The 13,370-nt window shown below is 40.4% G+C and carries 10 protein-coding genes and 1 pseudogene; 2 read left to right on the plus strand and 9 right to left on the minus strand.

The window, feature by feature from the left end:
* Nucleotides 1-205: 205 nt before the first annotated feature.
* On the plus strand, nucleotides 206-3,463 hold the full coding sequence (locus J0L83_13780) for a SusC/RagA family TonB-linked outer membrane protein (protein ID MBN8665646.1): 3,258 nt from the start codon (nucleotides 206-208) through the stop codon (nucleotides 3,461-3,463).
* 120 nt (nucleotides 3,464-3,583) lie between these two features.
* Here the strand turns inward: J0L83_13780 and J0L83_13785 are convergent, their stop codons facing one another.
* A complete protein-coding gene (locus tag J0L83_13785) occupies nucleotides 3,584-4,078 on the minus strand; it encodes a thermonuclease family protein (GenBank protein ID MBN8665647.1) in 495 nt (164 codons plus the stop codon).
* A 91-nt stretch (nucleotides 4,079-4,169) separates the two neighbouring features.
* Here J0L83_13785 and J0L83_13790 point away from each other — a divergent pair, with 91 nt between their 5' ends.
* Nucleotides 4,170-4,976: a hypothetical protein gene (locus tag J0L83_13790; GenBank protein ID MBN8665648.1), complete on the plus strand. Its 807-nt coding sequence runs from the start codon at nucleotides 4,170-4,172 to the stop codon at nucleotides 4,974-4,976.
* A 149-nt stretch (nucleotides 4,977-5,125) separates the two neighbouring features.
* On the opposite strand, the gene J0L83_13795 is transcribed toward J0L83_13790, so the two are convergent.
* The 8 genes and pseudogenes from J0L83_13795 to J0L83_13830 all read right to left on the minus strand — a co-directional run bounded on the left by J0L83_13795 (nucleotide 5,126) and on the right by J0L83_13830 (nucleotide 13,369).
* Nucleotides 5,126-5,551, minus strand: a complete 426-nt coding sequence (locus tag J0L83_13795; protein MBN8665649.1) for a hypothetical protein — start codon at nucleotides 5,549-5,551, stop codon at nucleotides 5,126-5,128.
* Between the two features lie 1,576 nt (nucleotides 5,552-7,127).
* Nucleotides 7,128-7,457, minus strand: a pseudogene (locus tag J0L83_13800) (heavy metal translocating P-type ATPase).
* A gap of 38 nt (nucleotides 7,458-7,495) precedes the next feature.
* Nucleotides 7,496-8,044, minus strand: a complete 549-nt coding sequence (locus J0L83_13805; protein ID MBN8665650.1) for an ATP-binding protein — start codon at nucleotides 8,042-8,044, stop codon at nucleotides 7,496-7,498.
* A 305-nt stretch (nucleotides 8,045-8,349) separates the two neighbouring features.
* Nucleotides 8,350-8,898 carry a hypothetical protein gene (locus J0L83_13810; protein ID MBN8665651.1) on the minus strand — a complete coding sequence of 183 codons (549 nt, stop codon included), beginning with the start codon at nucleotides 8,896-8,898 and terminating at the stop codon, nucleotides 8,350-8,352.
* Nucleotides 8,899-8,910: 12 nt separating this feature from the next.
* Nucleotides 8,911-10,911: a cadmium-translocating P-type ATPase gene (cadA, locus tag J0L83_13815; protein ID MBN8665652.1), complete on the minus strand. Its 2,001-nt coding sequence runs from the start codon at nucleotides 10,909-10,911 to the stop codon at nucleotides 8,911-8,913.
* A 10-nt stretch (nucleotides 10,912-10,921) separates the two neighbouring features.
* On the minus strand, nucleotides 10,922-11,539 hold the full coding sequence (locus J0L83_13820; GenBank protein ID MBN8665653.1) for a hypothetical protein: 618 nt from the start codon (nucleotides 11,537-11,539) through the stop codon (nucleotides 10,922-10,924).
* Between the two features lie 38 nt (nucleotides 11,540-11,577).
* The gene (locus J0L83_13825; GenBank protein ID MBN8665654.1) at nucleotides 11,578-12,045 is read right to left on the minus strand and encodes an MgtC/SapB family protein; all 468 of its coding nucleotides are present in this window, start codon (nucleotides 12,043-12,045) and stop codon (nucleotides 11,578-11,580) included.
* 109 nt (nucleotides 12,046-12,154) lie between these two features.
* Nucleotides 12,155-13,369 (minus strand): efflux RND transporter periplasmic adaptor subunit, encoded by a 1,215-nt coding sequence (locus J0L83_13830; GenBank protein ID MBN8665655.1) that lies wholly within the window; start codon nucleotides 13,367-13,369, stop codon nucleotides 12,155-12,157.
* Between the last annotated feature and the right edge of the window lies 1 nt (nucleotide 13,370).

A 13,370-nucleotide genomic window follows, 5' to 3' on the forward strand; every position in this document is an offset into this window, starting at 1 on the left:
TAACCGTAACACTTAATTACAGAAAAAATCACACGCGCGTGCACGCGCGCAATTCTTTTCTGATTAAATGAATTGAACTTAAACTAATTATTATCATTCTCTGCTTTATAGTTATTTCATATTAGAATGATAATTCTTTAACTATCCAACAACAATTGCTTCACATAAGGCTTTGACTTTAGCGGCCTAAAATCAAAGCAAGCTTATGGCAACCAAAACGCTACATGCAATCATTGTGACCTTGCTAATAGGAGCATCAATGATTTTGCCCGGAAATGTTAATGCGCAAAAAATTATTACAGGGAGGGTTACAGGTGACAATGCTCAACCAGTTTCAGGTGCAGTAGTCATCAACAAGAAGACTGGCGTTAAAGTATTAACAGGTAATGACGGCTTTTATAAAATTGAAGCCGATGATAAAGATCAGATAGTTGTTTCTTATGTGGGCTATAGTGAGTATGTATCAAATGCTGCTAACGGTCAGCTTATTCAGTTGCAAAGAAGTTCAACAGACCTGTCTGAAGTTGTAGTAACAGCACTTGGTATCAAAAAAGAAGCTAAAAAGATCAGTTATGCTATTCAAGAGGTTAAGACTGCAGATTTGGTGAAAGCACGTGAGCCAAATCCAATTAATAGCCTTAAGGGAAAGGTGGCAGGACTCGTTGTAAACGTGAATAGCGAAATGCTTCGCCAGCCTTCTATCAATTTTAGAGGTGAAGGTAATATCCTGTTTGTGGTTGATGGTGTACCCATCAAAACTGATACTTGGAATATATCTCCTGATGATATTGAGAGTTATTCATTCCTTAAAGGTCAGACAGCGGCTTCATTATATGGTTCTAATGGTCGTGATGGTGTAATCATTATTAATACCAAAAAAGGAACAAAAGACAAGCGTGGATATTCTGTAGAATTCAATAGCAGTACCATGTTTGAGGCAGGGTTTTTAGCTATGCCCAAATTACAGCACGAGTATGGTCCAGGTTCAAATGGTAAATATGCTTTCAGAAATGGTCTCGGCGGCGGTGTAAATGATAACGATTATGATATCTGGGGCCCAAAGTTCAATGGTCAACCACTGCCTCAATATGATGGCACTGTTGATCCAACCAGAACTTATACAACCACTTTCCCTGATGGATCTACGTACACAGGTAACATTATACCTACACCGTGGATAGCACGTGGTAAAGACAATCTGCAGAATTTTTTGCAAACCGGCCTTCTGTCAAACAACCACATTGCTGTTTCCTCATCAAATGAGAAATACGATCTACGTTTTGGTTTGGGTCATTCTTATCAGAAAGCCATTATCCCTAACATGGATCTGAACATTACGAATTTCAATATGGCAGCAGGTTTCCAGTTCTCTCCTAAAGTAAAACTGAGTGCTAATATTAACTATAGCAGACAGTATTCGAAAAATTTCCCAGATGTAAACTATGGTCCTAATAGTTTGATCTATAACATGTCAATCTGGGCTGGAAGTGACTGGGATGTTAGACAGATGCGTGACTACTGGCAACCTGGTAAAGTTGGTATTCAACAGAAATATGCAGAGTATCAGCGTTACAATAACCCATATTTCATGGTATATGAGTGGCTGCGTGGCCACTACAAGAATGATATTTATGGTTATATAGCTTTAAACTACAAGTTCGCACCTCATTTTGAGCTGATGTTTCGTCCTGGCATTAGCACGTATGGTTTATTACGTACAGAAAAGATGCCTTATAGTGCTGGTTCTTATGGAAGAGATGATCGTAAAGGTGATTACAGAGAAGACAACAGACAATTCTTTGAAAGTAATAACGAGGTGCAGGTAAAGTACAATAATCGTATATCGAATTTCCTGCAACTTGATGCCATGGTGGGTGGTAATGCTGCAAACTCAAGATTTAATAGTACTTGGGCTAGTACTGATTATTTAACTGTTCCAGGTGTCTATAGCCTTTCTAATACTTTAAACAGACCATTAACTGCAAACTGGCAGGCTCAACAATTGATTCTGAGTGGATATTATTCTTTCGACTTTGGTCTTGGAAAGTATGCTACAATTTCTACAACAGGTCGTGTTGATAAGCACTCAAATCTGCCAATTGCTAATAATGCTTATACTTATTATTCTATTGGTGGTAGTTCAGTTATCTCTGATTATGTACAGATGCCACGCCCGATATCTTTCGCAAAAGTAAAAGGCTCATATGCTACTGGTAGAAACCCCAGAACTTTTTCAACTGTTGGTCCTTGGGGTCCGGGTGTAGGAAATCCTTTGGGCTACGGAGACAATTATCAATCTCCTTACGGTATGACAGCATATGAATTTGGCCCAGCTACTTATTCACTCTCTAATGGTTATAACAATGCTCTGGGTGCTGCTTTTACAGATGTCTTGAATGATCCTAATATCATTGCTGATAACAGGAAAACAATGGAATTGGGTGCAGAGGTGAAAGTGTTAAAAAATCGTCTTGGCTTTGATTTCACATACTATAGAAGTGTTTCAGAATTGTTAGTGCGTAAGTCTATTTCATCATCAACAGGATTTACATCATTTAATGTTAACCAAGGTAGCTATAAGAATACAGGTTTTGAATTAGTGGTGAGCGGAACACCAGTTAAAACGAGAAAGTTTAATTGGGAAGTGTTGGGTACAGTTGGTTCTTTCAAGCGTGTATGGATTAACAATCCTAATCCAAGTATTTGGATTAAAAATGGTGATCGTGTTGATGGAGTGTATGTGCCAGGTTTCGTTAGAACACCAAAAGGTGAGTATGTGCATGGTACTGATGGATTATTGATGCGTTTTAGTGATGCTACCGGTGGTCCTAATGCTAGAAGATACATGGGTAACGCAGATCCAAAGTTTACATGGGGTCTTACTAACTCGTTAAGCTATGGCAATTTCAGATTGTCTGTACAGGTTGATGGTATTGTAGGTGGTGTTTTGTGGAACCAAATCAGAAGAAGAACTGTATCTGGCGGTAGACATGCTTATACTGTGAGTGGTGATTTTGGTGTACATCGTGAAAATGATGTAAAGGGAGGAACTTTTGTTGGTAGAGGTATAACACTAACTGGTGGACAGATTCAAATTGATCCGGTGACCGGTGAGATTTTGAACTTTGATAAATTGACAGTAGTGCCAAATACAAAAACAACAACTGTTCAGCAGTATTTAAGCCGTGTTGCAAATGGTACCAATACAGAATTGATGTATATGGATAAAACCTTTACTAAGCTTCGTGAAGTAACATTAACTTATAATTTCCCAGCAAAGGCTTTGAGTAAGATTTCATTTATTAAAGGGGCGAATGTTTCTTTGGTAGCAAGAAACGTGTTCTTATTCTTCAATCAGGATTTGAAGGATGTGGATCCTGATCAGTTTACTCAGCAGTCTGGAAGCGATATTCAGTCGCCATCAACTAGCAGATTTGGTTTTAACCTCAATCTTACTTTCTAAATAATTCAATACAAAAAGTATAGTACCCTTGTGTATCAAGGCTTTCAGCCGATTGGGCAACAAATAGGCAACAAAGTTGAGTGAAACAAGGGAAAACTTGTAACAAAATAGTGCTTCTGATTAAAAGTCGTTGACTGTTTGGTACAGTCCTTTTCGATTCGACTTTGCAAATATATTGATTTGCTGAAAATCTGCTAACGCTTCACAATAATACCTGCTGTAAGGCTTTGCAAAGCCCTCCTTAATCATCAATTCATTTAAGCAAGTACCATCAGGAAGAAACACATAAGCCAGTGTACGGCCAAAAGAATCAATGCTATGAGGCTTTTCCAGTTGAATAGTTACAGACGTTCCAACTGGTGCAATGGAGTTCAGAAAATCCTTTGATTGTTTACCCAACAATAAGAGAAGTTGGCCGGGTAAGTGTGTTTCTCTTTCATCCTGTTGCAGCTTTTTAGACCTTCTTATTTCAGGTGCATCAATGCCCAGGAAACGAATTTCTTCTTCCTGTTTGTTGAAAGGGTTCACTACAAACAAGCCATCCCCATCAACCACTTTAGTGATTTTGAGGTGTGTTTTGATTATTGCTTGTCCGTATGCTTTGAATTGCACCATTTTTTACTGCGTAAACTGCTGTAAATCAATGTAATAGAATGTAAATTTGCTAAAGATATTTGAATTTTCAAACTCTTAAAAAAATAGCAAAATGGCAAGACAAACTGGTCTCGTTCGTTACTCCGGCACAATGGGCGGTGTACGACATTTCAAAATCAAAGGACTGCAAGGCGACTTTGCAGGACTTGTAGGCGGTCCCAATGGTGACCAAATCTTAACTGCTCCCGAATTTGAACGTACTCGTGAAAACATGAACGAGTTCGGAGGCTGTGCAACAGCCGGTAAATCTGTTTGGGTTGCCCTCTCTCAAATCATTAAGCAAATGAGTGACCCTCAAATGACAGGTCGCCTAACTGCGATAATGAAAAAAATCAATCTGGAAGATCAGACTGAAGCAAGGGGTTACCGTGCAATTCTGATTTCGCAGCAAAGCCAGTACCTGAACGGATTTGCGTTTGACAAAAACGTGAGCTTGGAAGGTGTGTTTGTTGCTCCGTTTACTCTGTCCCACACTCCAGGTCGTGACAGTGGTACTTTAACCGTTCCTGCTTTTAACCCTGCAAACTTGGTGAATGCTCCTGCTGGTGCAACACATTTTCGCTTAATCCATGCTCTGGCTTGTGTATCGGATTTTGAGTACAATGACACTACTGGAGTTTACGAACCGATTGACGCAGCCAATAATGAACTTTCAGACGTTCAGTATTCCGGCTACATTGATTTGTTCTCACCTGTTGCAACGTCAACTGTTGTAACTGCTACCCTGCCGGGTTCTCCAACCCTTACGGCAGATGCAAGTGTGTTGCAGTGTATCGGAATCGAGTTCTATCAGCAAGTTGGTTCCAACTATTACCTGTTCAACTCAGGTAATGCGTTGAAGATTCAGGAGATTTTCTAAGGATTGAATTATCTGCTCCATTGAAAAAGCCTCGGTTCATCCGGGGCTTTTTTGTTGGCATAGCTGCCAATATTTTACGCTAAGAGGCGAATCATCTTGCCTTCATCCTTGCTTCATGGTCGGGATAAAGGCGAAACAGGCGGAAGCGATTAACGCCTCCGCATGAACTTGTAAAACACTGCCCTTTTTGCATCAGCTATAAGAAGCAAGTTTTGCTTGTATAGCTTTTCAAGCTGCTGCAACTTTTGAAGGTCGGAAACCATTTTTTGCTCCTTTGGTTCGTTGCCGATTGCCTGGGCTGCTGCCTCTGCAAAAATCTTTCTAAAATCATTGATGCGTAAAAATGGAATGACTGAACCGCACAAGTGAGGGTGAAAGGCTTTAGACTGCCATAAACCGAAACAAAGCCAATAGTAACGCTTCATCTCTTCTTCGCTTTCACATGACATTACAAAACAGTTGGCGGTTGGTTGCTCCAGAGGCTTACCACTATTTAAGCCTTTACAGAGAATGAAAAATGAGTGCTGAGAAACTTCATTTTTGAGGCTGTACGTTTGAATTTTTGCTGACTCCATACACGTAGGGATTTAAAATTTTGCTCCGCTACGCTTCGCACACATTTTTAAAAGAAAACAGAAAAAAAACCGGAAAAAAAAAGAAAAAAGAAAGCCATTTGACAGGGCGGCAAGGGCAAAAAACCAAAAGGAAACGGAATAAATGATAGCCTTGTGCGTTGGCCTTGTGTTTATGCCGTAGTCTTTTGGTTTTTTATCAGCGTGGGCTTGTGCGTGCCGCCCTAACTTTGCTGCCTTTTTTATTTTTTAAAAGTGGGCTTCCAAAATATTTTTTGATAAAAAGTGATTTTTCCTCAAAACCGACATATTTATAATAAACAACTTTATAATTATGGTTTACAATTACAACAAACAATCAATCCTAACTCCATTGGAGAACGGACAACCTCACATTTTTGAGGAATTAAAAAGGACTATGCAAGACCAAATCAATGAAGGTCATCAAATCAAAATCACCAATCAGATTGAAGGATTTCCATTAGAGGATGAAGTATTACTCAGATCCATTCAGGAGGTAGATACCTGGTTTGAAGGATACGGATTTTAGTGGGTCGGCAATGGGGTAAACAAGTCGCAGAAAAAATAAAGCATACCGATTTCAACTGTGCGGTGGGTCAAGGGCAAATGCAATGACGCAACGGAGTGAAGCAAAACGGGTTGGCGGCTTGGAGTGGCATGAGCAATTTGCTTAGAAGCATTGGGGGCTTTTGTAAATTACCAAACACAAAAGCCATTGCAGCGTGGGCTAAGCAAATGCCATGACACGGAAAGCCAGTGCGGTTGATTTGCGAAACGCAGAGAAGGAATTGCTTTTGCCGTGCGGTGCTGAGGTGAGTGAAATGAACGTAGACGAAATGAAGTGAAGGATAGTGTAGTGAATGAAGAGAAACGGAATGAACGAAACGCCTGAACGAAATGGAGGCGAAGAGAATGAACTGACCGCAAGCACATGGCCATAAAACAAATCATGCTTTATTTATTCTGCACCGCTGAAAGGGTGGCGGGGTGTAGGGGTTCTTCGGGTGGGGTGCGTTGGCAAAAAGCACGGCTACACTTTTGATAAAAAGTGCTATGGTGTTGGCTACTTAACATAATGGCGACTTATGTGACAGCCACTGCGTTGGGATGCTTGCATAAGCGTGGGGTGGCTGTGCGAAGCGAACACATAAGACCGCATTATGTTTAAGGATGCTTCCGCCAATTTTTATACTGGCATAAGCGGAACGGTGGCGGTGGTTGGAGTGAAGCGTCTTTTTGTTGCTATGCTTGGGTTGGCTTGGCTCTTTGGCTGTGTAGCCCCGCTGAAAAGCGGGATAAACTCCGCGGAACAGGCAATGTGCCAAAAGCTTGGGGAGCATAGCCACAAAAAGTATGACAGTTAAAAAATGGCGGCAACACCATAGATGCAGTGGAAGGGCTGGCATTGTGGGTTAGCCACTGCATTAGCCGTGCTTGTGCGTTGGCTGGCTGGGGTCATTAATTAATTTGTCAGGAACGAACACCGCTTTCTTCTGCTTTAAGGATTAAAGCGGAAACTCAGCCGATGCAGATGTAACGAAATATACTGTCGCAGGTATTAAACTTTTATTCTTTGTATTCTTACCGCATTTAGTATTGCCAGCAAAGCAACACCAACATCTGCAATTACAGCTTCCCATAAAGTAGCAACACCACCTGCACCAAGGATCAATACAAATATTTTAACGGTCATGGCCATAATGATATTTTGCCAAACAATGCTCCGTGTTATCTTTCCAATTTTAATTGCAGAAACAATTTTATGCGGCTGGTCATTCTGAATTAATACATCAGCGGTTTCAATAGTGGCATCACTTCCTAAACCACCCATCGCAATTCCTGCATCGCTTAAAGCCACAACAAGTGCGTCATTCACACTGTCACCTAAACAAAATGTTTCATTTTTATACTTAGCAGATTTTACCATCACAGATTTTGAAGAATGAAATCCACTCTTTCTTCCGGCGGTAATACAGGAACAAATTCTACAGGACACGGAAACCGCTTATATACATCAATAATTAAATGGTGTATCCGGATTTGTTCCTCTTCATCTTCCAATCTTGCATAATCGTTAATCAACGGTAAACGGTCTAAAATAAACACTTTCTGATAACAAAATGTATTGCACATTTTTATCAGGCGATCGTCATATTTCAACCCCAAAAATTCATAATAAGCCATTGCATCCGGCAAGGCTCTGTCCAAAAAAGTAATTTTATTTATATCCAACTTTGATTCTTCTTCAATCTGAAGATTGAGAACTTGTAATTGAAATTGCTCTTTGTTTGCTCTTATTTCTTCAACTGTCCGCCCCTTTATTTTTTGAGTATCTATGTAATGTCTTGCCTGTTCAAGCGTAGTAGCATATCCCCGTGCAGCAAGTAATTCGATAACTGTCGTCTTTCCTGTACAAGGTCCTCCAGTGACTACATACCAGTTGGTTTTTATTTCCTTATGATTAACATTATTCATATTTATGAGCTTGGGAGTTTTTCAGGTTTCTTGCAACTACTTTTTGAAAGCAGGTACATCCCCCACCATCCAGCCGTTGCCTAAGGAAGAGATGTAATCATACCCGGAAAGTATCCGTATGGTTCATTCGTGAGGAGCGGAAAGATAAAATGTGCCAACTCAATAATTCCGATTGAAGCAAAAAATGTCCATGCGAGGTAATAGCCAAAATCATAGCCACGCTTCACAAGGTATGGTATCAGAAGCCATCCGCCAATCGGCAAAATCAATAGCGTAATCACCAAAAGCGCAGTTGAAAGCTTCCCTCAGTTAGTAATGTTTAAAACTAAAGAATGCCAATCGAGAGCCATTCTTGGTTTTTGTCCAAAGTGTAAGGAAATATTTTGTGCGGCACCTGACCGGACTGCTGTGAAAAAGAACTTAAACCATTCTTTTTGGCTAAGGATGAAGATGCCCTTTACCCCTGTAGTGCCACCTGTTGCCCATGCAAAGTACTTACCTTGAAAAAGACCTAAACCTTTCAAGTTATCTAAAAAGTTCTCTTCATCTTTTAGATGCAAAGACCTGTCCGTAACAATTTCATCCCACGATTGCATCAACTGCTTTTTGGTAAGAATTGGCAATTCATTCAATGGACTGTTTTCATGCCCCTGATGAAACTTTTTGTAAAATGGTGAATTGCTGTAAGCAAAGTCACGCAGCTTACGAAGCCCTTTTTCCTGATACTCTAATATTTTTTCCTTGCTCCATTTTTCGTGAGGGCGCAACTTCCGTCCCTGCCAAAATATTTTCAGCAATTGAAAAAAGCTAAGACGTCTGTATTTAGCCCCAGATGATTGTTTTGTGTTTGCCAAAGTGAGTTTATCTTAAAATTTCATTCGTTGAATCCTTACTGCATTTAATATTGCCAGCATAGCTACTCCCACATCGGCGAATACAGCTTCCCACATAGTTGCAAGACCACCTGCTCCAAGAATCAGCACAATTAATTTAACACCGAAAGCTAACCCGATATTTTGCCAGACAATTTTTGTGGTTGCTTTACCAATTTGTATGGCAGTAGCAATTTTGGATGGATGGTCAGTTTGTATAATCACATCTGCTGTCTCAATAGCAGCATCGCTGCCGAGGCCGCCCATTGCAATTCCCACATCGCTTAAAGCAAGTACGGGTGCATCATTAATACCATCGCCTACAAAAGCCACTACATTCATTTTATCATGTTTAAGGGCTTCTACTTTTTGTACTTTATTTTCAGGCAACAGGTCGCCGTAGGCTTTGTCAATACCCAAATACTTTGCTACTTTATTTACAACGGCCTGTTTATCGCCGCTAAGCATGGTTGTTTTTACATTCAGTTTGTGCAAGGCATCTACTGCTTGTTTACTATCCTCTTTTATTTCATCAGCTATGGTTAAGTAGCCAGCCAGTTTTCTGTCAATTGCCACTATTACAATCGTATCCACTATTGTTCTTAATCCATCATTCACCGGCACTTTCATCATATCCATCAACTTCACATTACCTGCCAGCACTTCCTTTCCATTCACTTCTCCTTTTAAACCGTGGCCGCTGATTTCTTCCAATGCGTCTACCTGAACACGACCAATACTATTTCCCGCATATTCAACAACAGCTTTTGCAACAGGATGGGTTGATTTAGCCTCCAGTGCTGCAGCAAGCGGCAACCATTCATCTTTGGGGATGTCATAACTCTCCACTTCCTGCACTTTAAAAACAGCTTTGGTAAGTGTTCCTGTTTTATCCATTACCACCTGGTTTATTTTTGTCATTAAATCAAGATAGTTGGAGCCTTTGAATAAAATACCACTCCTTGATGCTGCGCCAATACCTCCAAAATATCCTAATGGAATAGAAATTACCAATGCACAGGGGCAACTGATTACTAAGAATATTAAGGCCCTGTACAGCCAGGTATTGAATACGTAGTTATCTACAAATAACCAGGGGATAAGTGTGATGCCAATAGCAAGAAACACAACAATGGGGGTGTATATTCTTGCAAACTTGCGGATGAATTGTTCGGTTTTTGCCTTTCTTGTTGTAGCGTCTTGTACAAGGGTCAATATTCTTGCAAGCGAAGAATCATTAAATAGCTTTGTCACTTTTAACTCTACTACTTTTTCCTGGTTAATCATTCCTGCCAGTACTGTTTCCCCTTTGGTAAAAGTGGAAGGTTTACTTTCACCGGTTAATGCTGAAGTATTAAATGAACTACCCTCGCTTAACATTTCACCATCCAGGGGAACTCGTTCACCAACTTTTATCTGGATGGTTTCGCCAACTTTTACACTCTCAGGCGGAAGATTAACATAAATGCCATTTCTTAACACATCGGCGCTGTCTGGCCTTACATCCAGCAAGGCTTTAATACTTCTTTTGGCACGGTTAACAGCGGCATCCTGGAATAATTCTCCCACTGCATAGAAAAGCATTACTGCAACACCTTCTGGATACTCACCAATATAAAATGCTCCGATGGTGGCCACACTCATCAGGAAAAATTCCGTAAATACATCACCCTTAATAGCTGTTTTTATTCCTCTTACCACTACTGGTAAACCTACAGGCAGGTATGCTGCGATGTACCATGCAAGACGAACCCAACCTGAAAACCATGACGGTGTTGGCTTTATCCAATTATCCAAAGCAATACCCAGCATTAAAAGTGTAAAACTGGCTATTGCAGGCAACCAGGGTTTTATTCCCTGTCCTTCCTCTTCATCATGATTATGCCCGTCGTCATTACTAGGCATGGTCACCACTTTTGTTTCGTTTAATTTTCCATCCAGGTCGCAGCAGGCTTCCTGCTCTGCAATTTTTGTTTCATCATGTTTATGTGCCATAACGCTTTGTTTAATGTAAAAAAAATGTAACAATGCCTACTATAATTAATACCATTCCGGTAATTCGTTTTTCGTTGTGCTCAATAAATTGTGAGTTCATCATCTGCACTCCTTTAAATGCAAGCATTACAAGACTAATGATTCCAGTAATGCTGATTACTGCATACACCAAAGCCAGCAGCAAAATATCATCCCACCCGTAGGCGCCTGCGGCAAGAAAAAGACTTTCCACTTCCAAGCAGGGAGATAAAAACATGGTAGCTGCAAAAATCAACACCCATTTGGTTTTCGATTTTTTATATTGCTGTACATCCTTATTGGCTGCATGGTGATGATGTGGTAGGTTTACAGTAAAATAGATCAATCCGAATATTATCAATAGCACCGGTGCAATCACATGTACATATCCTTCGTATTGATGTGCCAGTTTTGAACCAATCATTCCCAAAGCAAAACCAATAATAACAGTGCCCAGCACATGTGCAGATGCTGTGATGGAAGCCACCAGCATCAATTCATACTTTTCCCATTTCTCCGACCGGGCAATTGCTACCAAGGGCAACCAGTGGTTAGGGATAAGGGCATGAGTAATGCCTAATAATATGGTGCCTGTTATTATACTATACATGTCACAATAACGTTATTATACAATTTAATTTTAAACAATTAATCAGCGTTGTCTTTTTCGTTATGCTTATTTATCATTTTCTTCTTCCATTCTATATACCAATGCTGGTGATGTAATGAAAGCAGAAAATACAATGCAATTGCCCCAACAATTGCGATAATGAACATGTTGAGACCTACTGCCACACCAACTGCTGCGGTACACCAAACAGTGGCTGCTGTTGTTAACCCATGCGATGTTCCGGCACTGCTGTTTCGATAGATAATACCAGCCCCAAGGAAACCAACACCGGTAACAATATTGGCTATCACTCGTGATGCAGCGGCTACATCAGTTACAAGATGTGCTGCTACTGCGGTAAACAAAGTAGCGCCAATACAAACGGCAGCATAGGTTCTTATTCCGGCATCACGGCCATGTTTTTCCCTGTCAAGACCGATAAAAGCACCAAGCAGAAATGAAACCAAAAGCTTGGCAACAATAATTAATTCAATTTGTATATCCATACCGGATGTATTATTACCTAATTATTGGTGGGTACGGAAACCCTGCCACTCAAGGTTTTCCATTTTTTAAAACGGGACAAACAAGGCAGGGCTCCGACCCAAGTAAAATCTATTCTTCCTCTTCCACATTGTTCATCTTCGACAATAAATCATATGCTCCATTTACTACTACTTTGCTATTCCTGTCAAATCCTTCAGGCAAAATCACTTCGGTATAACCATTTTCCGAAACACCCGTCGTCACTTCAATTCTCTTGAACGGAATATGCTTTTCAGCAGTTTCATCCTTTTTTGCATCGGCAGGTTTCTTTTCTTCTTTTGTCTCATCTGCTGCAATGAAAATGTAAGATTTACCTGCTGATTGCACAATCGCTTTATCAGGCAGGGCGGTAGTGGTAGCAACACCTGTTTCTACAATTGCTTTCAGGTACATGCCTGGTAACAGATTTTTATCTTCCTGCAACAAATGTCCATGCACCCGAACAGTTCGCTCAGCACTGATTTCACGTCCTATTAAATACACTTCTGCAAAACGTTCCTTAGTTTCATAATTTAACACAAAACGGATTTTCTGCCCAATTTTCAATTTTGGAACATCCTTTTCAAAAATGGTAAGTTCTGCATGGAGGTGACGGGTATCTACAATTTCAAATAGCTCCTGGTTAGCGTTTACAAACTTGCCTATGTTCACCAATACCTTAGTAACATAGCCTGATATAGGAGCATAAATATTTGCCCTGCCGGAGATGTTTGCAGGATTGATTTTATCAGGATTAATATTGATGAGTTGCAGCTTTGATTTTAAGCCCTGCACCCTTGCCATGATACTATTGTAATCGCTGCCGGCTTTTTGCAGGGTCTTCTTTGCATTTACATTTTCTTTAGCCAATTCCTGCTGACGGTCCAATTCTTCTTTCAGGTAAACCAACTGGCTTTTATAGTCCAGGTAGTCTTGTTGCAACTGAATAAATTCAGGGTTTTCCAATACAGCTATTACTTCTCCTTTTGTAACAGGTTTCCCTTGCAACAATTCAGTACTCTTTAATGTACCACCATAAGGAGAGGAGACAGTTATCAATTGCTGTGGAGGTACATCCAGCACACCAGTTGCCCTGATAACACTGCTGAGGTTTTTTTCTTCTACAGCGCCATACTGTATGTTGACTGTTTTAAACTGGTCTTCCGACAGGTCCACCATATCTGCTTCTTCAGTTTTAGTTTCTTCTGCAGGGGCAGCTTCGGCACCTCCTTTGGAAGAGCAGGATGAAAGCCAAACAGTGGCAGCAGTGAGTATAACAAGTGAACTTAAAAATTTCTGTTTCATA

It is taken from the genome of Chitinophagales bacterium, assembly GCA_017303835.1.
In the GTDB taxonomy this organism is placed as follows: Bacteria; Bacteroidota; Bacteroidia; order Chitinophagales; family Chitinophagaceae; genus JAFLBI01.

Coding starts and splice junctions, on each gene's coding strand:
- J0L83_13790 (MBN8665648.1), top strand. CDS start 4,170: ATGGCAAGACAAACTGGTCTCGTTCGTTACTCCGGCACAATGGGCGGT.
- J0L83_13805 (MBN8665650.1), bottom strand. CDS start 8,044: ATGAATAATGTTAATCATAAGGAAATAAAAACCAACTGGTATGTAGTC.
- J0L83_13825 (MBN8665654.1), bottom strand. CDS start 12,045: ATGGATATACAAATTGAATTAATTATTGTTGCCAAGCTTTTGGTTTCA.
- J0L83_13785 (MBN8665647.1), bottom strand. CDS start 4,078: ATGGTGCAATTCAAAGCATACGGACAAGCAATAATCAAAACACACCTC.
- cadA (MBN8665652.1), bottom strand. CDS start 10,911: ATGGCACATAAACATGATGAAACAAAAATTGCAGAGCAGGAAGCCTGC.
- J0L83_13795 (MBN8665649.1), bottom strand. CDS start 5,551: ATGGAGTCAGCAAAAATTCAAACGTACAGCCTCAAAAATGAAGTTTCT.
- J0L83_13820 (MBN8665653.1), bottom strand. CDS start 11,539: ATGTATAGTATAATAACAGGCACCATATTATTAGGCATTACTCATGCC.
- J0L83_13780 (MBN8665646.1), top strand. CDS start 206: ATGGCAACCAAAACGCTACATGCAATCATTGTGACCTTGCTAATAGGA.
- J0L83_13830 (MBN8665655.1), bottom strand. CDS start 13,369: ATGAAACAGAAATTTTTAAGTTCACTTGTTATACTCACTGCTGCCACT.